The sequence below is a fragment of the Mesorhizobium sp. B2-4-3 genome, from assembly GCF_006442815.1.
Classification (GTDB): domain Bacteria; phylum Pseudomonadota; class Alphaproteobacteria; order Rhizobiales; family Rhizobiaceae; genus Mesorhizobium.
Window position 1 is genome coordinate 28961 of the sequence record NZ_VFVL01000011.1, and the last position, 25994, is coordinate 54954.

At 64.7% G+C, this 25994-nt stretch carries 22 protein-coding genes; 11 read left to right on the plus strand and 11 right to left on the minus strand.

From position 1 onward, the window contains the following. Positions 1-49 precede the first annotated feature (49 nt). The 4 genes from FJ956_RS13275 to FJ956_RS13290 all read left to right on the plus strand — a co-directional run bounded on the left by FJ956_RS13275 (position 50) and on the right by FJ956_RS13290 (position 3888). Positions 50-1090: a proline racemase family protein gene (locus tag FJ956_RS13275; protein WP_140677020.1), complete on the plus strand. Its 1041-nt coding sequence runs from the start codon at positions 50-52 to the stop codon at positions 1088-1090. Between the two features lie 222 nt (positions 1091-1312). Continuing rightward, the gene (gene ftsZ / locus FJ956_RS13280) at positions 1313-2305 is read left to right on the plus strand and encodes a cell division protein FtsZ (protein WP_040996104.1); all 993 of its coding nucleotides are present in this window, start codon (positions 1313-1315) and stop codon (positions 2303-2305) included. A 219-nt stretch (positions 2306-2524) separates the two neighbouring features. Beyond that, on the plus strand, positions 2525-2812 hold the full coding sequence (locus FJ956_RS13285; RefSeq protein ID WP_140677022.1) for a YciI family protein: 288 nt from the start codon (positions 2525-2527) through the stop codon (positions 2810-2812). 14 nt (positions 2813-2826) lie between these two features. After that, positions 2827-3888: a maleylacetate reductase gene (locus FJ956_RS13290; protein WP_140677024.1), complete on the plus strand. Its 1062-nt coding sequence runs from the start codon at positions 2827-2829 to the stop codon at positions 3886-3888. 34 nt (positions 3889-3922) lie between these two features. Here FJ956_RS13290 and FJ956_RS13295 read toward each other — a convergent pair whose 3' ends face one another. After that, a complete protein-coding gene (locus FJ956_RS13295; protein ID WP_140677026.1) occupies positions 3923-5419 on the minus strand; it encodes an aldehyde dehydrogenase family protein in 1497 nt (498 codons plus the stop codon). 327 nt (positions 5420-5746) lie between these two features. Between FJ956_RS13295 and fghA the strand changes: the two genes are divergently transcribed. The 3 genes from fghA to FJ956_RS13310 all read left to right on the plus strand — a co-directional run bounded on the left by fghA (position 5747) and on the right by FJ956_RS13310 (position 8532). Beyond that, positions 5747-6580, plus strand: a complete 834-nt coding sequence (gene fghA, locus FJ956_RS13300; RefSeq protein WP_140677028.1) for an S-formylglutathione hydrolase — start codon at positions 5747-5749, stop codon at positions 6578-6580. A gap of 166 nt (positions 6581-6746) precedes the next feature. Next, positions 6747-7199, plus strand: a complete 453-nt coding sequence (locus FJ956_RS13305; protein WP_140677030.1) for a DUF2231 domain-containing protein — start codon at positions 6747-6749, stop codon at positions 7197-7199. A gap of 40 nt (positions 7200-7239) precedes the next feature. After that, the gene (locus FJ956_RS13310) at positions 7240-8532 is read left to right on the plus strand and encodes a sorbosone dehydrogenase family protein (RefSeq protein ID WP_246672064.1); all 1293 of its coding nucleotides are present in this window, start codon (positions 7240-7242) and stop codon (positions 8530-8532) included. 23 nt (positions 8533-8555) lie between these two features. Here FJ956_RS13310 and FJ956_RS13315 read toward each other — a convergent pair whose 3' ends face one another. Then, entirely contained in the window at positions 8556-9761 is a 1206-nt protein-coding gene (locus FJ956_RS13315; RefSeq protein WP_140677034.1) for an ROK family transcriptional regulator, read from the minus strand. Between the two features lie 224 nt (positions 9762-9985). Between FJ956_RS13315 and FJ956_RS13320 the strand changes: the two genes are divergently transcribed. The 4 genes from FJ956_RS13320 (at position 9986) to otsB (ending at position 16180) form a co-directional block, all read left to right on the plus strand. After that, positions 9986-11044 (plus strand): glycosyltransferase family 4 protein, encoded by a 1059-nt coding sequence (locus tag FJ956_RS13320; RefSeq protein ID WP_140677228.1) that lies wholly within the window; start codon positions 9986-9988, stop codon positions 11042-11044. Between the two features lie 153 nt (positions 11045-11197). After that, positions 11198-13360, plus strand: a complete 2163-nt coding sequence (locus FJ956_RS13325; RefSeq protein WP_140677036.1) for an amylo-alpha-1,6-glucosidase — start codon at positions 11198-11200, stop codon at positions 13358-13360. Between the two features lie 253 nt (positions 13361-13613). Continuing rightward, positions 13614-15401 (plus strand): trehalose-6-phosphate synthase, encoded by a 1788-nt coding sequence (locus tag FJ956_RS13330; RefSeq protein ID WP_140677038.1) that lies wholly within the window; start codon positions 13614-13616, stop codon positions 15399-15401. Next, positions 15398-16180 carry a trehalose-phosphatase gene (gene otsB / locus FJ956_RS13335; RefSeq protein ID WP_140677040.1) on the plus strand — a complete coding sequence of 261 codons (783 nt, stop codon included), beginning with the start codon at positions 15398-15400 and terminating at the stop codon, positions 16178-16180. Before FJ956_RS13330 ends, otsB begins: the two co-directional genes overlap by 4 nt. Positions 16181-16200: 20 nt before the next feature. Here the strand turns inward: otsB and FJ956_RS13340 are convergent, their stop codons facing one another. From FJ956_RS13340 to FJ956_RS13380, 9 genes are all read right to left on the minus strand, one after another. Then, complete coding sequence (locus FJ956_RS13340; protein WP_181170190.1) at positions 16201-16938, minus strand: ATP-binding cassette domain-containing protein; 738 nt, start codon at positions 16936-16938, stop codon at positions 16201-16203. An 86-nt stretch (positions 16939-17024) separates the two neighbouring features. Continuing rightward, entirely contained in the window at positions 17025-18224 is a 1200-nt protein-coding gene (locus FJ956_RS13345) for an alanine racemase (RefSeq protein ID WP_140677044.1), read from the minus strand. Positions 18225-18237: 13 nt separating this feature from the next. Beyond that, positions 18238-19209, minus strand: a complete 972-nt coding sequence (locus FJ956_RS13350) for an ABC transporter permease (RefSeq protein WP_140677046.1) — start codon at positions 19207-19209, stop codon at positions 18238-18240. A gap of 43 nt (positions 19210-19252) precedes the next feature. Next, a complete protein-coding gene (locus FJ956_RS13355) occupies positions 19253-20314 on the minus strand; it encodes a substrate-binding domain-containing protein (RefSeq protein ID WP_140677048.1) in 1062 nt (353 codons plus the stop codon). 64 nt (positions 20315-20378) lie between these two features. Beyond that, positions 20379-21437 carry a substrate-binding domain-containing protein gene (locus tag FJ956_RS13360; protein ID WP_140677050.1) on the minus strand — a complete coding sequence of 353 codons (1059 nt, stop codon included), beginning with the start codon at positions 21435-21437 and terminating at the stop codon, positions 20379-20381. Positions 21438-21472: 35 nt separating this feature from the next. After that, positions 21473-22726 carry a M20/M25/M40 family metallo-hydrolase gene (locus tag FJ956_RS13365; RefSeq protein WP_140677052.1) on the minus strand — a complete coding sequence of 418 codons (1254 nt, stop codon included), beginning with the start codon at positions 22724-22726 and terminating at the stop codon, positions 21473-21475. After that, positions 22723-23937 carry an ROK family transcriptional regulator gene (locus tag FJ956_RS13370; protein ID WP_140677054.1) on the minus strand — a complete coding sequence of 405 codons (1215 nt, stop codon included), beginning with the start codon at positions 23935-23937 and terminating at the stop codon, positions 22723-22725. The genes FJ956_RS13365 and FJ956_RS13370 overlap by 4 nt, the downstream gene beginning before the upstream one ends. Positions 23938-24119: 182 nt before the next feature. Continuing rightward, on the minus strand, positions 24120-25196 hold the full coding sequence (locus FJ956_RS13375) for an ABC transporter ATP-binding protein (protein WP_140677056.1): 1077 nt from the start codon (positions 25194-25196) through the stop codon (positions 24120-24122). Further along, on the minus strand, positions 25193-25993 hold the full coding sequence (locus tag FJ956_RS13380; RefSeq protein ID WP_140677058.1) for an ABC transporter permease: 801 nt from the start codon (positions 25991-25993) through the stop codon (positions 25193-25195). Before FJ956_RS13380 ends, FJ956_RS13375 begins: the two co-directional genes overlap by 4 nt. Between the last annotated feature and the right edge of the window lies 1 nt (position 25994).

Below are 25994 nucleotides of genomic sequence, written 5' to 3' on the forward strand. Positions count from 1 at the left end.
AGGACCACTTGCCAGGCGGATGGTCGCGGCGGACAGGGAGAAAAAAGCAATGCGCACCAAAACCAGCATCCGCGTCGTCGGCTGCCATGCCGAGGGCGAGATCGGCGATGTCATCGTGGGCGGCGTGCTGCCGCCTGCCGGCCGCACGATGATGGAGAAGATGATCACGATGGAACGCGATCACGACCATATCAGGCGCATGCTGATCTGCGAGCCGCGCGGCAGCGTTGCCCGGCATGTCAATCTCCTGGTGCCCTCGACGCGCGAGGATTGCGCCGCGGGCGCCATCATCATGGAGCCAACCGAATATCCGCCGATGTCTGGCTCCAACACGATCTGCGTCGCCACGGTGCTGCTCGAGACCGGCATGGTGCCGATGCAGGAGCCGGAGACGCGCTTCAAGCTTGATATGCCCGGTGGCGTCATCGAGGTGCGCGCCGAATGCAAAGACGGCAAATGCCTGTCGATCACGCTGCGCAATGCCCCCGCCTTCGCCGAGCGCCTCGCTGCCAATATCGAGGTGGAAGGGCTCGGCACGATCAAGGTCGATATTGCCTATGGCGGCATGTTCTACGCGATTGTCGATGCGCCCGCGCTCGGCTTCTCGGTCACACCCGACGAGGCCCGCGAATTGGCCGTGGCCGGCGAGAAGATCCGCCGCGCGGCGCGCGAGCAGCTCGATGTCGTGCATCCGCAGTTCGACAATGTGCGCGGTGTGTCGATCGTGCAGTTCGCCATGCCGTTCCAGGGGCCGGGCAACGTCACGCGCAACACCTGCATCGTCTCGCCCGGCCGCTCGGACCGCAGCCCGACAGGAACCGGCACCTCGGCCCGCATGGCGGTGCTGCAGGCGCGGGGCCAGATGAAGGAAGGCCAGGCGCTGATCCATGAATCGATCATCGGCTCGCGCTTCACCGGCAAGATCCTCGAACTCACCGAAGTCGCCGGGCGCAAGGCGATCGTGCCGCAGATAACCGGCAGGGCCTGGATCACAGGAGAGCACAACTACTATCTCGATCCGACGGATCCCTACCCGCAAGGCTATGTGCTGTCGGATACCTGGGGTACCTCGACTTCGGTGACACAATAGAATTTCCTGCAGCGGGCCGGCTCGGATCATTCGAGCGCCCAGGCGCTTTCCAGCGCATGGCAAGGCATTGCGCTGGTGCAGAATGTCAGCGGACCTTGCAGGGAGACGCCTGCTCTGATTCCCTTATGTCGGCGGGGGTCGCCTGATTCGGTGTGCTTGTCGCTCCGGTTCCGCATGAACGTGCGACGGAGCCGCCGGTGCCTTCGGTAGAAAGATGAGAAAATGACCGCCAAGCCGGAAATCCTGGAGATGAGGCCCAAGATCACCGTTGTCGGGGTCGGCGGCGCCGGCGGCAACGCCGTCAACAACATGATCGCCGAAGGGCTGCAGGGCGTCGAGTTCGTCGTCGCCAACACCGACGCCCAGGCGCTTACCATGTCGAAGTCGTCGCGGCTGATCCAACTGGGCGCGCATGTGACCGAGGGCCTGGGCGCCGGGTCCTTGCCCCAGGTCGGGAGCGCTGCCGCGGAAGAATCCATCGACGAGATCATGGACCACCTGGCGGGAACGCATATGTGCTTCATCACCGCCGGCATGGGCGGCGGCACGGGGACGGGTGCTGCGCCCGTGATCGCGCGTGCGGCGCGCGATGCCGGCATCCTGACGGTGGCCGTCGTCACCAAGCCTTTCGTGTTCGAAGGCAAGCGCAGGACACAGGCGGCCGAGGAAGGCATCGAACGCCTTCGCGAGAGCGCCGACACCGTGATCGTCATCCCGAACCAGAACCTCTTCAGGGTCGCCGACGCCAGGACCACGTTCGCCGACGCCTTCGCCATGGCGGACCGCGTTCTCTACGCGGGTGTCGGCTGCATCACGGACCTGATCGTCAAGGAAGGCCTGATCAATCTCGATTTCGCCGACGTGAAGTCGGTGATGCGGGACATGGGCCGGGCGATGATGGGAACCGGCGAGGCCTCCGGAGAGGGGCGCGCCAAGATCGCGGCCGAGGCGGCGATCGCCAATCCGCTCCTCGATGAAGCTTCCATGTCCGGCGCCAGGGGGCTGCTCGTGTCGATCTGCGGCGGCATGGACATGACGCTGTTCGAGGTCGACGAAGCCGCGACGCGGATACGCGAAGAAGTCGACGCCGATGCCGACATCATCGTCGGCGCCATCTTCGACCAGGCATTGGCAGGAAAGTTCCGCGTGTCCGTCGTCGCGACCGGACTGCGCAAGAGCGCGGACATCGCACAGTTCGAGCAGCGGATCGCCTGACGCCACGGCGATCTCGCGGCTGCGCTCCCGGACCGCGCGATGCGGGGTGGCGCCTTTGCGCGCTTCTTCGTCGCAAGCCATCACGACAGCATCGGCCAGCATCTGTCCAGATTGGACTAATTGACCAGCCTGTTCGACGGGAGTCGATTTAAGTTCCTTCGGGGAGGAGTAGACTTAGCGACGATCGATGAAGCGTCGCGCCTACCCGGGAGGATTACCTTGCTCTTTGCCGTGCACTGTCTCGACCATGCCGATGCGCTTCAGCGCCGGCTCGTCAATTATGATGCCCACAAGGCCTATCTTGCCGGCGGCTCGGTCACGACCGTGATCTCCGGGCCGCTGGTCGCTGCGGACGGCGCAACCATGATCGGCTCGCTTTTCGTCTTTTCCGCCGACAGCATCGAGGAGGTGAAGGCGTTCAACGCCGCCGACCCGTTCAACGCCGCCAATGTCTGGCAGAGCGTCAGCATCAATCCCTTCCTGCTGCGTGTCGACAACCGGGCCTGACGGGGAGGGGCTCGATGAAAAGCTTCGTCTATAACGGCCAACCGGCACGCGTCGTCTTCGGATCGGGCACGATCGCTCGGCTGCCGGAAGAGATCGACCGGCTCGGACTGAAACGCGTGCTCGTGCTGGCAACGCCGCCGCAGGAGGCCGACGCGCGGCGTCTTGCCGGATCGCTCGGCGGCACGGCGGCCGGGGTCTATGCCGGGGCGACGATGCATACGCCCGTGTCCGTGACCGAGGATGCGCTGCGCGTCGTGGCGGAACTCAAGGCCGACGGGCTGGTCGCGGTCGGCGGCGGCTCCACGACGGGCCTCGCCAAGGCGATCGCCTTGCGCACCAACCTGCCGCAGATCGTGATGCCGACGACCTATGCCGGATCGGAAATGACGCCGATCCTCGGCGAGACCAAGGATGGCGTGAAGGTCACCCAATCGAGCCCAAAGGTGCTGCCGGAAGTGGTCATCTACGACGTCGACCTGACGATGACGCTTCCCGCTTCCTTGTCGGGAACAAGCGGCATGAACGCCATCGCCCATGCGGTCGAGGCGCTCTACGCAAGGGAAAGCAACCCAGTGATAGATTTGATGGCAACCGAGGCCATCGGCGCATTGGTGAGCGCCTTGCCGGTCATCGCCGGGAACCCGCATGACCGCGACGCGCGCTCCGAGGCGCTTTATGGCGCCTGGCTCTGCGGCATCTGCCTCGGCTCGGTCGGCATGGCGCTGCATCACAAGCTTTGTCACACGCTGGGCGGCAGTTTCGACCTGCCGCACGCGGAGACCCATACGATCGTGCTGCCGCATGCGCTGGCCTATAATGCCCCCGCCGTTCCGGCCGTCATGCAAACCCTGCGGGCCGTGCTGAAGACGAATGACCCGGCGACGGCCCTCTACGATCTCGCGGGCAGGATCGGCGCAAGGCGCGCCCTGTCCGAGATAGGCATGCCGCCCGACGGGATCGACATCGCAACGGACCGCGCGCTGGCCAATCCCTACTGGAACCCGCGGGCGCTGGAGCGGGAACCGATCTGGGCCCTTATCGCGCGCGCCTATACCGGCGAGCCGCCGCGGGCCTGAGAAGGCGACCGTTGCAGGCGGCCTCACCTGAATATCAATCCGTCTGGATCCAGACCGCTTTCGTTTCGAGATACTCGTGCAGATGCTCGACGCCGCCCTCGCGGCCATAGCCGGACATCTTCATGCCGCCGAACGGCACCGCCGGATCGATGGCATGGTACATGTTGACCCAGACCGAGCCGGCCTTGACGCGGCGGGCGAGCTTGTGCGCGGTGCCGAGATTGGTGGTGAATATGCCGGCCGCGAGACCGTAAGGCGTTGCGTTGGCGCGCGCGACGACCTCATCCAGCGTGTCGAAGGGCATCGCCGAGATGACCGGCCCGAAGATCTCTTCTCGCGCGATCGTCATCTTGTCCGACACCGCGCCGAAGACGGTCGGCGCGATGAAGTTGCCGCCGTCATAGAGTTCGCCCGTCAGCCTTGAGCCGCCGGCGACCAGCCTGGCGCCTTCGTCGCTGCCGGCCTTGATGTAGCCTTCCACCTTGCCTGCCTGCCGCGCATTGATCAGCGGCCCGATCTCGGTTTCCGCCTCGATGCCGTGGCCGATGCGCAGCTTGCCGGCGAACTCGGCGACCCGGCGCACGAATTCGTCATGGATCTCGCGCGCCACGAACAGGCGTGAGCCGGCAATGCAGATCTGGCCGGAATGCACGAACACCGCCATCGCCGCAACCGGCACGGCCTTGTCGATATCGGCGTCGCGGCAGACGATGATCGGCGACTTGCCGCCAAGCTCCAGCGAGACGCGCTTGAGGTTGGCGACGCCGGCGCGGGCGATGGCCTGGCCGGTCGGCGTCGAGCCGGTGAAGACGATCTTGTTGACGTCGGGATGCTCGGCAAGCCGCGCGCCGGCCTCGGCGCCGGTTCCGGTGACGATGTTGACGACGCCGTCGGGCACGCCGGCCTCCTGCATCAACCGCGCGATCAGGAGCGGCGTCAGCGATGCATCCTCCGAGGGCTTCAGCACGATGGTGCAGCCGGTGGCCAGGGCCGGCGCGATCTTCCAGATCGAGGCGGCGGTCGGGGCATTCCAGGGGATGATCGCGCCGACGACGCCGACCGGCTCGCGCCGGGTGAAGGTGACGATCTCGCCCGGAATGGAATTGTCGATCGCCTCGCCATGCATCGCGGTCGCCATGCCGCCATAGAAGCGCAGCATGCCGATGACCCGGCGCCGGTTGGCTAGTGTGCGGGTGATCGGCAATCCCATGTCGAGCGTGTCGGAGACGCTGATCTCTTCCCAATGTTTTTCGAACAGGTCGGCGATCCTGAGCAACACGCATTGCCGCTCGTAGGGCGAGAATTTCGACCAGGGGCCTTCGAGGGCCGCGCGCGCCGCGGCCACCGCCGCGTCGATGTCGGCGGCCGACCCGCGCGGCACGGTTGCCAGCACTTCGCCCGTCGCCGGGTTCAGCGCCTGCATCTCCTCACCGGATTGCGCCGCGACCCATTTGCCGCCGATGAACATTGGCCGGAACTCGCCATGGTAGAGCGTGGTGGCCTTCGCCCTCGGGTCGAAGTTCAGCGTCATCGTCTCCTCCTCACGAATTCCGACGCGACTATTACTCCGGCTGCCGGCGACCTCAAACAAGGAAAGCTAAAAGGGCGTTCAGATAATCGGCCAACGCGCGCGTCCTCGCCTCGGCGAAGCGTCGACAGGCGAGAGCTTTGCGCGATGCGCGATCTGGCCCAGTCGGTATTGGGCAGCTCCTGGCGGCAAAGGCCCAGTATTGGTCCGGCAGACTGATCAGCGCCGACCTATTCCATCGCGTCGGTCTGGTTTTGCGAGGCGCAAGGTTGCGCCAAGCCCGGCCGGCGGTTATGCCGGATCGAGATTTCCCTACGAAAGGCAGAGCCGATGAAGGTCGTTTCCACCTCCAAATCGCATGGCGGCATCCAGGGCGTCTATTCCCACGCTTCCGAGGTCTGTGCCTGCGACATGACCTTCGCCGTCTTCGTGCCGCCCCAAGCCAAGGACGGCCACCTTCCGGTCCTTTGGTACCTGTCGGGCCTTACGTGCACGCACGCAAATGTCATGGACAAGGGCGAGTACCGGCGTCTGGCTTCCGAACTCGGCCTCGTCATCGTGTGTCCCGACACCAGCCCGCGTGGACCTGACGTTCCGGACGAGAAGGACAACTGGCAGTTCGGCTGCGGCGCCGGCTTCTACCTCGATGCAACGCAGGAGCCTTATGCGAAAAACTACCGCATGTATTCCTACATCACCGAGGAATTGCCGGCGCTCGCCGCCGCCAACTTCCCGGTCGACATGGCACGCCAGGCCATCTTCGGCCATTCGATGGGCGGACATGGCGCGCTGACGATCGCGCTCAAGAATCCGCAACGCTACCGGAGCTGCTCGGCCTTCGCACCGATCGTGCAGCCGTCGACGGCCGGCTGGTCGCGGCCTGCGTTCGAAAAATATCTCGGGCCGGACGAGAAGGGCTGGCGCGCCTATGACGCGACGCTGCTGATCGAGGATGGGAAGCGTTTTCCGGAATTCCTCGTGGACCAGGGCACCGCCGACGGCTTTCTGCAGGACGGTCTTCGGCCATGGCTGCTCGAAGAGGCATGCAAGAAGGCGGGCATCGACCTCACCCTGCGCATGCAGGACGGCTACGACCATTCCTACAATTTCATCTCGACCTTCATGGACGATCACCTGAAGTGGCATGCCGCGCGGCTTGCGTGATTGTCGTCCGTAAAATGCGCGCCCGGCCACCCTGGAACGGTCTATTCCGCGTCAGCCATGGCTGACAATCGGGCATTCACCTTCTGGTGAGCGCGAGAATTTCCGGAGGAACATTCGCCTTTTCGCGCTGTTACATCCTAGCAGCAGCGCGGAAAGGAGCTTCCTCATGGAAAATCCGCAATCCACGGCAAGCATAGCTGGCCATCCCATCCATCCCATGCTCGTCACCATCCCGATCGCCTGTTTCGTCGGGACCTTGCTCACCGATATCGTCTATTGGCAGACAGCGGAAATGACCTGGGCCAACTTCTCGGCCTGGCTCCTGACCGTGGGTGTCATTGTCGGCATTCTGGCCGCCATCGCAGGGCTCACCGACTTTCTTGGGGGCCGCAAGATACGCGCTCAGCCGACCGCATGGCTGCACATGGCGGGTAACCTCGTCGTGCTCGTGCTGTCTTTCTTCAACATGCTCATCCACACGCGCGACGCCTGGTCATCCGTCGTGCCGACCGGGCTGATCTTGTCGGCGCTGGTGGTGATCGTCCTGATCTTCACGGGCTGGCTCGGCTGGGCGCTGGTCTATCGCCATCATGTAGGAGTGGCCGATGAGACGATTTGATAGCGCAATCCAATGGACGACTGCGGCGCTCTGCTGCGCAATGGCCCTGGGCCTTGCCGGCTGCAGCGACGACAACACCAACCCGAACGCGCAGATCGGTCCGAACCCGAAGCTGCCCGAGATAAACCAGTACCTGTTCCCGCCGATGCATCTGGCCTCGGTGGTCGGCTGGAAAAACGATGAAAAGCCGGCGGTCGCGCAAGGTCTGCAAATCGAGGCGCTGGCCAGGGGGCTTCAGCATCCGCGCTCGCTTTACGTGCTGCCCAATGGCGACATACTGGTGGTGGAATCAACGGCGCCGACCGAAGCATCGGTCAAGCGGCCTAAGGACATCGTCATGGGCTGGGTCGAGAGCTGGGTCACCTCCGGCGGCGACACCGGGCCGAGCAACCGCATCACGCTCTTGCGCGACAGCAATGGCGACGGCAAGCCGGACTACCAGGGGGTGTTCCTCGACCATCTCAACTCGCCCTTCGGCGTGGCGCTGGTCGGCAACGACCTTTATGTCGCCAACACGGACGCGATTGTGCGCTACCCCTATCAGCCGGGCGACACCAAGATCATGGCATCCGGCAAGGTGCTGACGCAACTGCCGGGCGGACCGATCGATCACCACTGGACGAAGAGCCTGGTGGCGAGTCCCGACGGTTCGCTGCTCTATGTCGGCGTCGGCTCGAACAGCAACATCACCGAGAACGGCATCCAGGCCGAGAAGGACCGCGCCGCGATCTGGGAGGTCGATCGCGCCACCGGTCGCTCGCGCATTTTCGCCAGCGGGTTGCGCAATCCCAACGGGCTGTCGTTCGAGCCTCAGAGCAAGGCGCTTTGGACCGTTGTCAACGAGCGCGACGAACTCGGGCCGAACCTCGTGCCGGATTACATGACATCGGTGAAGGACGGCGCCTTCTATGGCTGGCCCTATAGCTATTACGGCCAAAATGTCGATCCGCGTGTGATGCCGCAGCGGCCGGACATGGTGGCGAAGGCCATCCCGCCGGATTACGCGCTGAGTTCGCATGTCGCGCCGCTCGGGCTTGCCTTCTACACCGCGAACAACCTGCCGCAATCCTATCGCGGCGGCGCCTTTGTCGGCGAGCATGGCAGCTGGGATCGCTCCCGCTTCAACGGTTACAAGGTGATCTTCGTGCCGTTCAGCGGCGGGCATCCAAACGGCATGGCGCAGGACGTCGTCACCGGCTTCCTTGATGACAAGGGCGAGGCGAGGGGTCGTCCGGTCGGCGTTGCCGTCGACAAATCCGGCGCGCTGCTGATCGCCGACGATGTCGGCAACACGGTGTGGCGGGTGACCGCTGCGGCGCCTGGTTCCTCGTAGGAACCTGGCTCAACGCCAATGTATCAGCCCACCGGCTTCTGCAGCACGTCGAATTGCGGGTTGGTTTCCGAGAAGATCGGCAGGGCCGCGGCGCCGAGGACGGATGTGTCCTTTCCCGCTGCGCCGACCAGGACACGCGGCGTGGTACGGGCGCTGGTCGAGCTCACTGAGAGATGGAGCGGTTCCAGCCGCCCGGCCAGTGCCTCGATCACCGGCAGAGGCATGAAGCCGCCGAGCACCACGGTCTCGGGGTCGAGCGCCATTTCAAGGACGTCGATCGCCTGCCGCAATGGCTCGACCGCCTCGGCGAGCCATGCTTCGAAGCGACTGTCGCCGCTTGCCAAAAGCTCTTCCAACAGGTCGGGGGAGGCATGATCGGGATCCGGCAGGTCGAGCCTGTCGTAGGCGGCGCGCAGCGAGACGTAGCGCTCCAGGCAGCCGCGCTTGCCGCAATCGCAGGGCAGGCCGCCTGGCTTGACGATGATGTGGCCGATCTCGCCGGCATTGTGGCGCCTGCCCTTGTAGAGATGGCCGTCGAGGAACAGGCCGGCGCCAAGGCCCGTTCCGATGAAGAGGTAGACGAAGCTGTCGAGCTTGCGGGCAACGCCGTAAAGCCGCTCGCCTACTGCCGCCGCTGTGGCGTCGTTCTCGACGATCACGGCGATGCCGGTCAGGCGCTCCAGTTCTTCGGCCACCGGAAAGTCCTGCCAGCCGGGAAGGGCGGTCGGCCCGACCGAAGTCATGCCTTCGACGCCGAACGGCCCGGGCATCGCCATCCCGGCGCCGAGCAGTCTCGTCCGGTCCAGCCGGCAGGTTGCGATCAGGTCGCTCGAGATCGCGGCTAGCAGCGGCATAGCCTGCGTTGGAGTCGGTCGGTCGACATCTCTCTCGACGCGCGCGCGCACGGTGCCGGAGAGATCGGTGACGACGCCGACGGCCAGCTGGTGGTCGAGCTGCAGGCCGATCGAATAACCGCCATCGGGGTTGATCGAGTAGGGGACGGCGGGTTGGCCGCGCGCGCCTTTCAGCGTTGCTTCAGGACGCAGCAGCCCGGCTGCTTCCAATTCCTCGACGATGTTGGAGATGGTCTGCGACGACAGCGCCGTCAGCCTTGCGATCGCGGCCCGCGACAGCGCGCCGTTGATGCGGATCGCTTCGATCACAACACGCCGGTTGTGCGATTTCGCCTGCTCGAGATTTGTGCCGGAGATGGCTTTCTTGGGGATCATGAGATAGTTACCAGCCACGGCAACCCTAGAATGCCACTTTAGAAAATCAAGTTGATTTAGTTACTTGGCGCCCGGCATCGAATTCGGAGAGCGCGGCGTGGTTCAACGCCGTGCGGGCCTTTCGTGCCCTATCGAGCGGATATCGACCCGTGCCCGCGACCAATTGGGCAGGAACGATCTCGCGGCTGACGCATTTTGCCTCGCGTCAACAGCCGAGGGACCAGATGCGCATAGCCCATGTCGCGCCGCTCTATGAATCCGTGCCGCCGAAACTATATGGCGGCACGGAGCGGATTGTCTTCTACATCACCGAAGCACTCGTCGAGCTCGGGCATGACGTCACGCTGTTCGCGAGCGGCGACAGCGAGACTTCGGCGCGGCTGGCGCCAGGCCGCGACCAGGCGATACGCCTCGACCCGCGGCCGAAGAAATCGGAAATCGCCGCGCATCTGGCGATGCTCGCCGATGTGCGCGAACGCGCCGGCGAATTCGACGTCATCCATTTCCATCTCAGCCACTTCCTGCATTTTCCGTTCTTCGAGGAGATCGCGGGTCGCACGGTGACGACGCCGCATGGCCGGCTCGACTATGTCGACTTGGCGCCGGCCTACCAACGTTTCCCGCGTTTCCCGATGATCTCGATTTCACAAAGCCAGAAGCGCGGTCTGCCGGATGCGAATTGGCTCGCCACGATCCATCACGGATTGCCGCTCGATGCCTATCAGCCGACTTATCAGCCGCAAGCGGAAGAGCCGTATCTGGCCTTCCTCGGACGCCTGTCCCGCGACAAGCGGCCGGACCGCGCCATCGAGATCGCGCGGCGGTCCGGGTTGAAGTTGAAGCTGGCGGCCAAGATCGGCGACGACGACCGCGCTTATTTCCGCGGTAACATCGAGGCGCTCATCGATGGCGACCGCATCGACTATGTCGGCGAGATCACGGAAAACGAGAAGGCCAAGTTTCTCGGCAACGCGGCAGGTCTCTTGTTCCCCATCGACTGGCCGGAGCCGTTCGGCCTCGTCGCGATCGAGGCCATGGCCTGCGGCACACCGGTGATTGCCTGGGATCAAGGCGCCTTGCCGGAGATCGTCGACACCGGCGTCACCGGCTTCGTCGTGGACAGCGTGGACGATGCGGTCGCGTCGATGCCGGCGCTTCTCGACCTCGACCGGCAGCAGGTGAGGGCGGTTTTCGAGACAAGGTTCTCGGCGGCAAGAATGGCACGCGACTACCTCGCTGCCTATATGCGCCTGACTGGCATGCCGGAGGCCAAGGCCTCCTGACGTTCACTGCCTAGAGCCGGATGATTTCAGGTCTGTTCGACCCGAAATCTGAATCCGGCACTAAATCAAAGAGATAGAGCACGATGTTGTCCGAAAGCTGCTTCACACTTTTCGGCATCATGCTCTAGGGCGGGGCAAACGAAGAGGTGATGAATGACGGAGCTCGACGAGCGCAAGCTTGATCCCGCCGTGGCCCTTTCCTCGCTCGACGAGACGGCGCCACGCGAACCGCACCGGCTTTTTGCGCTCAAGCAGGGCGACTGCTTCGCCGTCGCCGACGCCTATGGCGACATCAGGGGCGCCGGCGACGGCTTCTTCCGCGACGACACGCGCGTGCTGTCCGAATTCCGGCTGACCATCGGCGGCAGGCAGATGTCGCTGCTCGGCGCCTCACTCAGCCAGGACAATGTGCTGTTCACGTCCAACCTGACCAATTTGCCGATCCATAGTGCCGGCGGCCGCGATATCCCTCAGGGCGCGATCCATATCGAACGGGTCAGGCTGATCTGGCAGGACAGGCTGTTCGAGCGCATCACGCTTTCCAATTATAGCCGCGAGCATTCGACCATCACCGCCTCGCTGCATTTTTCCGCCGACTTTCGCGACATGTTCGAGGTGCGCGGCTCGACCCGGGTAAAGCGCGGCACAACGCATGCCGCTAAAGCAGACAAGACCTCGGTGCTGCTCGGCTATGATGGCCTCGACGGTCTGCCGCGGCTTTCCGCGGTCTCCTTTTCGCAGGCGCCCGACCAACTGAGCGACAATCGCGCCGATTTCCTCATCGCGGTGACCAAGCGCAGTCAAAAAGTCCTCTACATCGAAGTGGGTCCCGAGGTCGCTGATCCGCCCGATCGGGACCGTTTCCGCGCCGCGGCGGCACGCGCCCGCTTCGGCATGCGCGCCAAGCGCCGGCATGGCGCCACGGTGCACAGCTCGGGCCGCGTCTTCAACGATTGGGTCGAGCGCGCGCGTGCCGATGTGGCGCTGCTCACCACCGAGCTTTCGACCGGGCCTTACCCTTATGCCGGCATCCCCTGGTTTTCGACGGCGTTCGGCCGCGACGGCGTGATCTCGAGCCTGCAGATGCTTTGGCTCAATCCCGGACTGGCGCGCGGCGTGCTGGCCTTTCTTGCCGAGCACCAGGCGACGGAGACTTCGCCTTTCAGCGATTCCCAGCCTGGCAAGATCATGCATGAGACGCGCAAGGGCGAGATGGCGGCGCTGCGCGAGCTTCCGTTCGGCCGCTATTACGGCGGCGTCGACACCACGCCGCTTTATATCCTTCTGGCTTCCGCCTATGCCGACCGCACAGGCGACATGGCCTTCATCGACAAGCTTTGGCCCTCGCTCAAAGCCGCCGCCGAGTGGACGGAGGAGGCGAGCCGGGCCACCGGTTTCGTCACCTACCAGCGCGCCGCCGAGTCCGGTCTCGCCAACCAGGGCTGGAAGGACAGTTTCGATTCTGTCTTCCACGCCGACGGCCGCATCCCCAAGGGGCCGATCGCGCTGGTCGAGGTGCAGGGTTATGTCTTTGCCGCTTTCCGCGGCCTGGCGGCGCTCGCGCGCCGCCGCGGCGAATATGCGGACGCCGAGCATTGGGAAAACCGGGCCGAGGAAATGCGGGTCGCCGTGGAACGCGACTTCTGGCTGGACGACCTGAATTTCTATGCACTGGCCATCGATGGCGAGGGCCAGCCCTGCAAGGTTCGAACAACAAATGCCGGGCATCTGCTTTTTGTCGGGCTGCCGCAGCCCGAGCGCGCCAAGCTGATCGCCGACCAGTTGCTGTCGGCCGCCTTCCATTCCGGCTGGGGGTTGCGGACGCTCGCCGACGATGCGGTGTTCTTCAATCCGATGTCCTACCACAACGGCTCAATCTGGCCGCATGACACCGCGCTTTGCGGCGTGGGCCTGGCGCGTTACGGCGAGCGCGACAGCGTGGTACGGCTGATGAGCGGCACGTTCGAGTCGGCCGTGCATTTCAACATGCGGCTGCCGGAACTGTTCTGCGGCTTCACGCGCGCGCCCGGCGAGGCGCCGATCGCCTATCCCGTCGCCTGCCTGCCGCAGGCCTGGTCGGCGGGCTCCACCTTCATGCTGATGCAGGCCTGCCTTGGCCTGGAGATCGACGGCTGGGAAGGTGAACTGCACGTCACGCGGCCAAGGCTGCCGATCGGCATCGACACGCTCACGCTCCGGCATCTCTCGGTCGGCGACAAGGCGGTCGATCTCACCTTCCAGCGGGTCGGCGACCGCGTCGTGGCCTTCCTTTCCGATCGTCATGAAGGCCAGGTGCCGCTTATCGTGCGGACTTAGACCGTGATGGCGTTTCGTTGAATCGCCATCACAGTCTAACTCTTTGTTAGGGCATGATCTTTCTCCGAAAACCGGTTCCCACTTTTCGGGATCATGCTCTAGAAGAAGGCGTCGCAAGTCCGCGTTCAACAATCGAAAAATGTCGGAACCCATGGCCGGTTTGTGCGTTCCACACCCTGAACCGGTTCACCGGTCCGCAGCCGGCAAGAATGAAAAACAAAGAGCGGACAGCCGGAGGCAACCTGGCATTTCAATGACACAATATGGCGTCGACCTTTTTTTGGTCCTTATTCTCGCAAGCCTAGGACTTTCCGCTCTGGCGACCTTCATTTCAGTTTCACGGCATCGGCGCCAGCACGCGCGAGCCTCCGTTCCACCGGGCGATGATGTTGCGTCCGAGGCCGCGCGCAAGGTGCTGCGCGAGTTCGAGAAGAACGGCCAGTCGGTGGATGCGGCTCTCGTGAGCTGGTCGCCGGAAACCTTGCGCAAGATCCTCGACGAGGATCTGCCGGATGCGCAGGTCATCGTCGTCTCCAACCGCGAGCCGTATATCCACAACGAGTCCAAGGACGGCGAGGTCGAATTGGTGGTGCCGGCGAGCGGATTGGTTTCCGCGCTGGAGCCGATCACGCGCGCATGCGCCGGCACCTGGATCGCCTATGGCGGCGGCAGCGCCGACCGGACCGTGGTCGATGGAAACGACCGCGTGCAGGTGCCGCCTGGCCATCCCTCCTACACGCTGCGCCGGGTTTGGCTGAGCGATGACGAATATCAAGGCTACTATCTCGGCTTCGCCAATGAGGGTCTGTGGCCGCTCTGCCATATCGCGTTCACGCGCCCGATCTTTCGCGAGTCGGACTGGGAGGCCTATGAGGCCGTCAACCGCAAATTCGCCGAGACGGTAGTTGCCGAGGCGCGCAACGAGCGGCCGATCGTGCTGGTCCAGGACTACCACTTCGCGCTCTTGCCGCGCATGATCCGTGAGCGGCTGCCCGAGGCGATCGTCATCACCTTCTGGCATATCCCCTGGCCGAATTCGGAAGTGTTCAGCATCTGCCCCTGGCGCGAACGCATCCTGGACGGACTGCTCGGCAGTTCGATCGTGGGCTTCCACACCCAGTTCCACGCCAACAACTTCACCGAGAGCGTCGACCGCTTCATGGAGAGCCGCATCGAGCGAGCCGATGCCGCCATTTCCTATGGTGGTCAGGTGACGCTGGTGCATTCCTATCCGATTTCGATCGAATGGCCGGTCGAGCTCCTGAAAGCCCTGCCCAGCGTCGAGGAATGCCGGGCACGCGTCCGCAAGCGGTTCAGGATTCCAGCCGGCGCCAAGCTTTGCGTCGGCGTCGAGCGTCTCGACTACACCAAAGGCATCCTCGATCGTTTCCATGCGCTCGAGGAGCTGTTCATTCGCCATCCTGAAATGGTGGGTAAAGTCGCGTTCCTGCAGATCGCGGCGCCGAGCCGAGGCACGTTGCCGGCCTACAAGCAGCTGTATGAGGAATGCCTGCGCTGTGCCGAGGAGCTCAACCAGCGCTACGGCAGCGAATCCTACCGGCCGGTCGTCATGGTAGCCGAGCACCATTCGCAGGCCGCGGTCTATGAACTTTATCGCGCGGCCGACATCTGCCTCGTCACCAGCCTGCATGACGGCATGAACCTCGTGGCCAAGGAGTTCGTGGCCTCGCGCGACGACGAGCAGGGCGTGCTGCTGCTCAGCACCTTCGCCGGCGCCTCGCGCGAGTTGCTGGAGGCACTGATCGTCAATCCCTACGACGCGGCGATGATGAGCGAGACGATGCTGCAGGCGCTGACCATGGGAACGGACGAGCAGCATGAGCGCATGCGGCGCATGCGGGATATCGTGCGCGACAACAATGTCTATCGCTGGGCCGGCAGCATGCTGCTCGACGCGGCGCGGCTGAGAAAGCGCGGCGACCTCGACCGGGTCACTGCCTTATACGACCGGCCGACAGGCCCCACAGGGGACAATGTCGTCTCCATGTTCGAACGCAAACAGGCAGTCGGATTCCGATGACCATTCAAGCAGACCTTACCCCGCCGCTTCCCGAAGGCCGGTGGGCGCTTTTCCTCGACATCGACGGCACCTTGCTGGAGCATGCAGCGCATCCCGACGCCGTCTCGGTCAGCGAGGAGTTGCGCATTCTCCTGGAGAGGATCGAGCGGCGGCTCGACGGTGCGCTCGCCTTCATCACAGGGCGCTCGATAGCAGCCGTCGACCATCTGTTCGACCCGTTGAAACTGCGGATCGCCGGCCTCTACGGGCTGGAACACAGGCTCGCGCCGGACGGAAAGATCGAAGCCGCTGACGAGCCGGCGGATATGGCGGCGCTCGCCGACGAGATCGAACTCGAGCTGGCGAGCAAGGCCGTCTATGTCGAGCGCAAGGGGCCAGTGCTCGCCATCCACACGAGAGCCGCCCCGCAGCTTCTGGCGCGGGCGACGGAATTGGTCGAGGCAGCACTTGCGCGCTTGCCGCAAGGCTACCGCGTGATCGCCGGAAATGCCGGCGTCGAGCTGATGCCGCTGGAAGCGGCCAAGGGCGCCGCGATCCGGCGCTTCATGCAGCTCGATCCGTTCACCGGCAGGCGCCCGGTGTTCCTCGGCGACGATACGTCCGACGAGAACGGCTTCGACACGGTCAACGCCGCGGGTGGGATCTCGATCCGCGTCAAGCCGCAAGGCGAGACCGCTGCGCGCTTCGCCATCGAAGATGTCGCGAGCGCCATTGCCTGGCTCGAAGCCAATTTCGGGAAGCCGGCCACGCAAGCGGCCAGCCGCAATCTCGTCGCCTAAGCCGGCCAAGCGCTACGCCGCTATTGCTGCTGCAGGCCGGTGATCATGGCGATGATCTCGTTCTTGTCGGTCTTCTTCGTCTCGCGCACGCCGATCTGCTTGCCGCGCCTCAAGACGCAGATGCGGTCCGACAGCTTGAATACCTGGTCGAGGCTGTGGCTGATGATCAAAATACCGACATTGCGCTGCTTCAGCGACAGAACGATTTCTTCCACCTTGGCGGTCTCGGCAACGCCAAGCGCGGCAGTCGGCTCGTCGAGCAGGATCAGCTTGCTTGCCCAGTGCGTCGCCCTGGCGATCGCGACGCCTTGGCGCTGACCGCCGGAGAGGTCGCGGATGGTGGCATGAGCGGAAGGGATGCGTACGTCGAGCTCCTTCACCAGCTTTTCCGTCTCGGCGATCATGCGGCGGCGGTCGAGCAGGCCGAAGCGGTTCAGCGGCTCGCGGCCGAGGAACATGTTCATGTAGACGGTCTGCTGGTCGGCCAAGGCGAGATCCTGATAAACCACCTCGATGCCGTGCGCGCGCCCCATGGTGGCGTTCGACATCGTCACCGGCTTGCCCTCGATGGCTATCGTGCCGGAGGAAGGCGGATGCACGCCCGAGACTATCTTGACCAGCGTCGACTTGCCGGCTCCGTTGTCGCCGACAAGCGCCACGATCTCGCCCGGAAAGACTTCGAGCGAGAAGTTCTCGATCGCGGTGATGCCGCCGAAATTCTTGCGGATATCCTGAAGCTGCAGGATGGGCGCGTTCATGGTCATCTCCTTCGTTGGAGCATGATCTTGTCCGAAAACCGGTTCCCACTTTTCGCTGACGCGGTCCTTCGGTTCGGGATCATGCTCTAAACAGGCCAGGCATAGGGTTCGCCAAAGCCGTTCTCGATCGTTTCGACCTTCGGATCGCCCTTCGAGATACCTGAGACGCCGACGACATAGGCGCGGGTGACGAAGGCCTGGCCGCGGAAGCCGAAGATGGCGCTGTCGCCCGGCCTCGGAGCTCGCGCGCCGGAAGCGTCGATCATGGCGTAGTAGTCGATCGCCGAAGGCGGCGGCACCTCGACGCTTTTGAGCGCTGTGGCGGCCGCTGTCGGCTCGGCCGAGACGATCGCCTTGACGTCATAGTCCGGGAAGATCGGGTCGATATAGAAGCCGCCGCCGAAGCAGTAGGCGTTGCCGCCCGACAGATGCGACACTTCGGTGAGGTAGAGCACCGCGGGCAATTCCGGCAGGTCCTCCATGACATGCAGCGCCGTGGTGCCATGCAGTCCGTTGCCGGGCTCGCACTGCGTGGCGCCGGCTTCGGCCAGCGCGGCCAACATGACGCTCGACGTCGTGCCAGGCGCATTGATTTCGATCTCCTTACGGCCGGCCCTGGCGAGCGCCTCGGCTGCCTTGCTCAGCGTTGCCAGATTGGGCGTCGGCAACACTTTTCGCGCGGCATGGTCGAAGAGCAGGGCAGGGAAGGTGGTGATACCGGCAAAGCGGCCGCCCGGAACGGCATCGAGCCGGTCGGCGACGCCGACAACCTCGGCGGCGTCGAAGCCGCCCTCATGGCCGCGGTAGAAAATGTCGCCTTCGGCCGCGATGCGGGCGAGCAGGTGCTGGACATAGCCGGCGGCCTTGGCGCCCTTGCCGGCTTCCTCGGCCTTGGTGTCGTTGAAGACGGTCCAGTAATCCGGCTGGAAGGTGCTCGCCGCCGCCTCCGCTTCGAATTTCGCGATCTGCTGCAAATGGCCGAGATGGCCGAGCTTCATCCCGGCCTTGTGCGTGGCGCGCGCGCAGGCCATGTCGACCGCCACGGCGCGTTCGATGCCGCCGCGCATCACCGCCTTGCAGAATGAGCTCGAGCGCCCGACCTGCTTGGTCATGGCGAATATCTTCAGGCCGAGCCGGTCGGCTTCCTGCTTGAGGACCGCCGCATTGTGCTCGACCGTGTCGAGATCGAGCACATAGGCGTTGGCCGGCAGCTTGCCCTGCTGATGAAGGCCGATCGCCGCCTCGATGAAGGCGGGGTTGCGGCGGCGCAGAACGTCAAGAAACATGGAAAAGGTTCCTTCAGCGGGATTTGTCGCGCAGCGACACGGCGACGGCGGTGAGGATGATCAGGCCGCGCACGATCATCTGGTCGGAGACCGAGAGGCCCATCAGGATCAGGCCGTTGTTCAGCATGCCCATCATCAGCGAGCCGACGAGAGCGCCGACGATCGAGCCCTTGCCGCCGTTGAGCAGCGTGCCGCCGACAATGACGGCGGCGATGACCGTCATCAGATCGGTCTCGCCGAGCGTGTATTTCGCCGCTTGCAGGCGGCCCGCATAGAGCAGTCCGGCAAGCCCAGCGAGCCCGCCGCTGATGGTGAGCACGGCGAGCCTGATCTTGGGCACGCTGATGCCCGAGACGCTCGCTGCGCGGGCGTTGTCGCCAGTCGCCAGCACATGGGCGCCGAAACGCGTCTCACGGTAGACGAGGTGGCCGATGGCGATGGCGATGACCGTCCACCAGATCAGCGACGGCACACCGAGCAGCGAGCCAGAGCCGAAGAAGCCGGTGAAGATCTCGTTGGTGACCGAGATCGAACGCAGGTCGGTCATCGAGCGCGAGACACCGGCGAACAGGCCCATCGTCGCCAGCGTCACCAGGAAGGACGGCAGCCTGACATAGGCGACCAGCGCGCCGTTGATGAGGCCGATGAGGATACCGGCGCCCAGGCCGGCGACGATGCCCGCCGCCATCCCATAGGAGGCGATGGTGACCGCGGCGGCGAGCGCCGCCACCGCGACGATCGAGCCGATCGAAAGGTCGATCTCGCCGGCGGACATGACGAAGACGAGGCCTATCGCCATGATCGTCACCGGCGCCGTCTGCAGCACGATGTTGGAGAGGTTGCGGACGGTGAGGAAGCCGCTGTCCCGCAGCATGATAGCGAAGAACAGGAAGATCGCCAGGAAGCCGAGATAGACGACATATTGCTGCAGATTGAAGCGGCTGGCGAGGCTGCCCACCTCGGTACCGGTGTTGGCACTGGACATGTTCGATCTCCGATGATGCGTGCTTCGCAGCCTGCCGCGCCGGCTACTTCATGGCGTCCGCGATGGTCGCGGGCACATCCTTGTTGAGCGACTTCTTCCAGCCTTCCTTCACCGTCTCCTTGGTGACGGCAATGGAATCGACGGCATAGAAAGGCTCGGCCTTCAGGCCGACCAGGGAACCTGCCGAGGCACGCGCCAGCGTCACGCCGATCGAGTAGGCCTCGTCGGCGACAAGGGCTGCGATGTTGCCGCCTTTGACCATGTCGAGCGCGGCCGGTTCGTTGAGGTCGAGCGTGACGATCTTGGTGTGCTTGTTGCCGGCGGCGCGCAATGCGGAGAGCACGCTGAGAGCCGGCTCGGCCCAGGTGACATAGATGCCGTCGAGGTCTGGATGCTGGGTGATCATCGCCTGCGCGATGTCCTCTGAGCGCGCCGGGTCGGCCATGCCGGCCTCGGCGGCGATCTTCATATCGGGATAGTCCTGCTCGATGGTCTTCTTGAAGGCGCCATCGCGCTGGTTGGTGACGTAGAAATCGGCGTCGTGGAAGATGTAGCCGACCTTGCCCTTCTTGCCGAGCGCCTCGGCCATGGCGATGCCGGCCTTGTTGCCCATCTGGAAGAGGTCGTCGGAGACGATGGTGACGTAATCCGTGCCCTGCTTGTAGCCGGCCGGGCAATTGTCGACGAAGCCGAGCTTGACGCCGGCCTGTCGGGCCGGGTCGTAGACCGAGGCGGCGGTCGCCGGATCGACCGGAAGCGACAGGATGATCGACGGTTTCTTGGCCATCACCGTCTCGACATCGGCCTTCTGGCGCGCGGCGTCGAAGCCGGCGTCGGTCTGCGCCACCACTTCGACGCCGAGACGCTTGAACTCGTCGCGCGCGCCGGCGTTGACGGCGTTGGTGTACTCGCTCATCTCGTGCCAGACGAGAGCCGCGGTGAACTTGCCGTCCTTGACCTGCTGCTCCTGCGCCGCCGTCAGCGTCAGCGAGGCCGCCGGAACCGGCTTCTCGCCGTTCGGGCCGGTGGTGACACCTTGGGCGGCGAAGGCGTGAGCGGCGAACAGGCTCGCCAATACAGTCATGATACTCAATGCTTTGCGCATATCGGTTCCCCTTTTTGTTCAGGAAGAGAGTTCCGGCCCGGTAAGCCGAGCCGGAGCGTCGGCTTCACTTCGCCGCGTCGAGCACCGACTGCGGTGCATCGCGGTTCAGCGAGTCCTTCCAGCCCTGGGAGACATTCTCCTTGGTCACGGTCAGCGCCGGCGCGACGACGAAGGCGGGCGCCTGCTGGCCAAGCAGCGACTTCATGCCTGAGGCGGCCATGGCGCGGCCGAGCTCGTAGGCCTTGTCGGCGACAAGTGCCGCGACATTGCCGCCCTTGACCATGTCGAGCGCGACCGGCTCGGCAAGGTCGAGCGTGACGATCTTGGTGTGCGTGTTGCCGGCGCCGCGCAGCGCCGAAAGCACGCCGTCGGCGGGCTCGGCCCAGGTCACGTAGATGCCGTCGAGATCGGGATGCTGCAGCAGCATGGCATTGGCCAGTTCCTCGGCACGGGCCGGGTCGGAGATGCCCTGTTCGGCGACGATCTTGATGTCGGGATAATCCTTCTCGATGGTCTTCTTGAAGGACTGGTCGCGCTGGTTGGTGACGTAATAATTGGCGTCGTGGAAGATATAGCCGACCTTGCCCTTGCTGCCGATGGCCTTGGCCATGGCGTCGGCCGCCTGCTTGCCCATCTGGTAGAGATCGTCGGTGACGATCGAGGCGTAGTCGGTGCCTTGCTTGTAATCCTTGGGCAGGTTGGACAGGAACACCAGCTTGACGCCGTCCTTGACCGCCTGGCGGAAGGCTTCGGCGGAGGTGACGGGGTCTAGCGGCAACGCTAGGATGACGTTCGGCTTGGCGGCTAAAGCGGTCTCGATGTCGCTGCGCTGGCGGGCGGCGTCGAACTGCGCGTCGGTCTTGACCGCGATCGAGATGCCGGCCCGGGCGAACTCGTCCGTGGCGCCCGCGGTCACCGCGTTGGTGAAGTCGGAAGAGGTGTGCCACAGGAGCGCCGCCTTGTAGCCCTTGTCCTTCAGCGCCGCGATGTCGGCATCGCTCAGCGTCAGGCCGGAACTCGGGGTGGCGGTCTCGCCCTGCGGTCCGACCGTCTGTGCGTGAGCCGCGCCGGCGGCGAGCATCAATCCGCCGGCCAAGACGGCAATCCATTTCTTCATCAGCATGTTTTTAGTCTCCCATTTTCTGCTTCGTTGGTCGTTCAATCGGCCACGCCGCAATAGCGGGCCATGAAGGCTGCGAAGCCGACGATGCCGGCGAGGTATTCCTCGACATCGACGTGCTCCTCGAAAGTGTGGCAGTTGCGGATATCGCCCGGCGCGCAATAGACGGCGGGAATGCCCAACCGATTGACGAACAACGACGATTCCGACCAGAAGGGCGCGCCCTCGATCACGCCGCGCCCGCCCATGGCGCCCGCCATCGAGTCTGAAAGCAGGGCGACTTCGGCGCGCGTCTCATCGATCTCGGCGGCGGTGCCGCCCAGTTGGTGGTCGCGGCCGGCCGGATAGGCGAACTCCACGGTGATCTCGGGATCGGTGATGGCGCCGCGTACCGCGGCCTCGATCTCGGCGGCGGCTTTGTCGAGGTCCTCGCCCGGCAGGAGCTTGCGGATCAGCGACAGCGTGCATCGCTCGGGCACGGCGATATAGCCGCCGCCGGTGAGGCCGGTGATCAGCAGGAAGCCGCGCCCGGTGAGCTTGTGCTCGGCGCGGGCCGCGACCTCATCCGAATGGTTCCACAGCGCCGTCATGGCGGCATGGGCGGCGCGCAAGGCATCCTTGCCAAGCTCGGGCACACCGAAATAGGCCGACTTGCCGGTGATCGTGATGTCGGTGATGAAGAAGCCGATCTGCGCGGCATAGACGGCAAGCCGCGTCGGCTCGACATAGACGGTGAAATCGGGCGCCGCGACCGCGCCGGCCTCGATGCGGCCGACGAAATGCTTGATGCCGGCGGATACGCCGGTGCCGGGCTGGCCGCTCTCCTCGTCGCCGACGAAAGCGAAGGCCACATCGCCCTTGAGGCGGATGCCGGCCTTGTCGAGCAGCGAGAGCGCCGCCAGCGAAGCAGTGATGCCGGCCTTCAGATCGCCGGAGCCGCGGCCCCAGACCGCCCCGTCGATGATGGGCGCGCCGAACGGGTCCTCCCGCTCGGTCCCCGCCCAATGCTCGCGCCAGCCATCGACATGAACGGTGTCGGTATGGCCGATGAAGAGCAGGCGCTTGCCGTTGCCGGCACCCTTGCGCTCGCCCCAGATGTTCGGCCTGCCGGGCAGGAAATCCGCGCGGCTCAGGCCGCTCAGTCCCAGCTCGCGCATCTTCTCTTCCAGGAAGCCGACGAAATTCGCCTCGTTGCCGGTGATGCTTTCGCGGCCAATCGCGCCCCTGAACAGCGCCAGCGCGTGGTCGGTATCGAGAGCTGCGCGCAGCCTGGTGACGATATCGCTGGTCACAGCACAACCTCCTTCAAGGCAGCCGCCTGGGCGGTGGGAAGCGAAATCCGGCCATCCGGCGCGTCGACGCCGAACAGCGTGTTGTGCAACTGGCCGAGACCGATGGCGGCCGCGCCGATGAGTGCCGCCCGCGCGCCCAACTCGCCGGCCTCGACCGTGACCGGGTAGGGGAAGCACAGCGGTATCAGGGCCTTGACGCGCGACAGGATCTCCGGCCTGAGGCCGATCGAACCTCCCAGTATGATTTTTTCGGGATTGGCGACGGCGGCGATCGCCGCAATGCCTTGCGCCAGATAACGCGCCGTCTCGTCGAGCACGATAAGCGCTGCCTTGTCGCCTGCAGCCGCATTCTCGAAGATCGCGGGAACCGCGACCTGGATGCCGGTCAGGGACCTGTAGCGTTCGGTTATCGCATGGGTTGCCACCGCCCGCTCGAACGCGCCGGTGCGCAGCGATTCCGCCGCGAACGGATCGGCGCCGATCGGCATGAAGCCGATTTCGCCCGCGGCATGGGTGGCGCCGCGCACCAGATGGCCGCCCAGCATCAGGCCGCTGCCGACGCCGGTACCAAGCGCGATATAGGCGAGATTGTCGGTGCCCTGGCCCCGGCCAAGCCAGTTCTCGCCGAGCACGGCGAGATTGACGTCATTCTCGATCATCACCGCGACGCCGAGCGCCTTCTCGAACGCGTCGAGCACGTTCATGGCGTCGAAACCGGCAATGTTGGGCGCGAGCAGGATGCGGCCGGTCGCGGGGTCCGGCGCGCCTGGCGCGCCGATGACGGCAAGGCGGATTTTCTTGCGGGGAATGCGCTCCCTGGCCGCGGCCTGGAAGGCGAGCGCCGCGATCTGGTCGATGATGAACTGGCCGCCACGCGGATCGGTCGGCGTCGCCGCTTCGGCGAAGATCTGGCAGGCGAGGTCGGTCAGCGCCACGCGCACCTTGGTGCCGCCCAGGTCGACAGCGATGATGTAGGCGGCGTCGTGGACAAGCTCATAGGTGACGGCGGTGCGCCCGACATGGCCGCTGGTGCGTCCGGTTTCCTGTACCCAGCCTTCCTGCTCGAGGCCACGCACGATTTCCGAGATCGTCTGCTTCGAAAGGCCGGTGAGCTTGGAAATCGAGGCCCGCGATATCGGCCCGCCTTGGACGATCGCCTCCATGACGGAGCGTTGCGAGAACTGGCGGGAAATACGTGGCAGATCGCTCACGGCGGCCTCGGATTAATTCGTTCTGTCACCGAACTTATTAGCGAAATGACACCTTGTCAACGATGACGTTGCGTTGTCGGAGACCGCACCGGGAGGATTTACTCAGCCACCATCTTGCCTGGAGGCAGGCCGATCTCATCCTCGGCGCGCTCGATTTCAGGCTGCGAACGGCAAATCGACGGTCAGGCGGGAAACAGGAAAGCCGCGCCAGGATCGAAGAACACCGGGCGACGGCAAGTTGCGACGTCCTGCGCCGCCAAGGCCGAAGATGTTGGCCGGATGTCGATTTCCTGTCCGGCGCTCGTGCGCGCCACAATACGCCGGCGCTCGCCATAGAAGGCGACATCGACGATCTCGACCACAAGCTCCGCACTGTTCGGCGAACGCTCCAGACGGAAGGCTTCCGGCCTGATCATCAGCCTGGTCTTCTGTCCGCGGGCGAAGCTGCCATTGGCATTTATGCCGGAGACAAGCGCGCCGTCGGCGAGGCGGATGGTGGAGGCGCCGCCCACCGTCTCCAGATGCTCGGCGGCGAGGAAATTCGAGTTGCCGATGAAACCGGCAACAAAATCGGTGGCGGGCCTCAGGTAAAGGTCCTCGCCGGTGCCGATCTGCTCGATACGGCCATCGCGGAAGAGCGCGATGCGGTCCGACAGATGCAGCGCTTCTTCCTGATCGTGCGTGACGTAGAGGATGGTGACGCCGGTCTCGCGGTGGATGCGGCGGATCTCGGCCTGGATCTCCTCGCGCAGTTTCTTGTCCAATGCCGACAGCGGTTCGTCCATCAGCAGGATGGGCGGATCATAGGCCAGAGCGCGGGCGAGCGCGACACGCTGCTGCTGGCCGCCCGAGAGCGCCGTGGGCAGACGCTCGGCGAAGTTCTCCAGCCGCACCAGAGCCAGCATGTCAGCGACCTTGCGCTTGACCTCGGCATCGGGCCGGCGGCGGACGCGAAGCGGGAAGGCGACATTTTCGGCGACGCTCAGGTGCGGGAACAGCGTGTAGCGCTGAAAGACCATGCCGATGTTGCGCTTGTGCGAAGGCACCGACAGCAACGACTTGCCTTGCAGCAGCACGTCGCCGGCGGTCGGATCCTGGAAGCCGGCGATGGCATAGAGCGTGGTCGATTTGCCGGAACCCGACGGTCCGAGGAAGGTCAGGAACTCGCCCTTCGGAATGTCCAGCGTCACATCGTGAACGGCGGTGAAGGCACCGAATGCCTTGCGCAATTTGCGGATCGAGAGAAAGGATTGGGTCATGTCTGCAGCTTTCGGCGCAAGAGTGCCGTCACGATCATCAGGGCCAGCGTGAGCGCGACCAGCAGGCTGGAGGCGGCGGCGATGACGGGGGTGAGGTCGGATCTCAGGCTGCCCCAGATCTTGACCGGCAAGGTCTGCAAGGTGGGACTGGCCATGAAGATCGCCACCACCACCTCGTCCCAGGAGGCGAGGAAGGAAAAGATCGCGGCGGAGAAGATGCCGATGCGGATCGACGGCAAGGTTATACGCAGCTTCGCCTGCAGCGGGCTTGCGCCGCAGACGATGGCCGCGTCCTCGATCGACTTGTCGAAACCTTCGAGCGCGGTGGCGATCGGGATGATGGCGAAAGGCAGGGCCAGCACGGTGTGGGCGACGACGAAGCCGGTCGTGGTGCCGCCGAGGCCAAGCCTCAGGAAGAAGGCATAGATGGCGATGGCGAAAACGACGACCGGCAGGACCATCGGCGTCAAGAGCAGTCCGCGCAGGATCTCGCGGCCGCGGAACTCACCGCGCACCAGCGCGAAGGAGGCGAGCAGGCCGATGGCGACGGCGAGGATTGCCGTCATCGTGGCGATGCGGGCGCTTGTGAGCGCGGCCTCGATCCAGGATGGATCGGCAAACAGCTCCTGATACCATTTCAGCGTCCAGCCGGGCGGCGGGAAGGCCAGCCAGCGCGACGAGCCGAAGGAGAGGAGCACGATGAAGACCACGGGCAGCAGCAGGAAGGCCGCGACCAAGGCCGTGAAGGCAAGCAGCGCGACTTTCAGCCAGCCGAGGCGGTCATAGTCGAGCAGCATC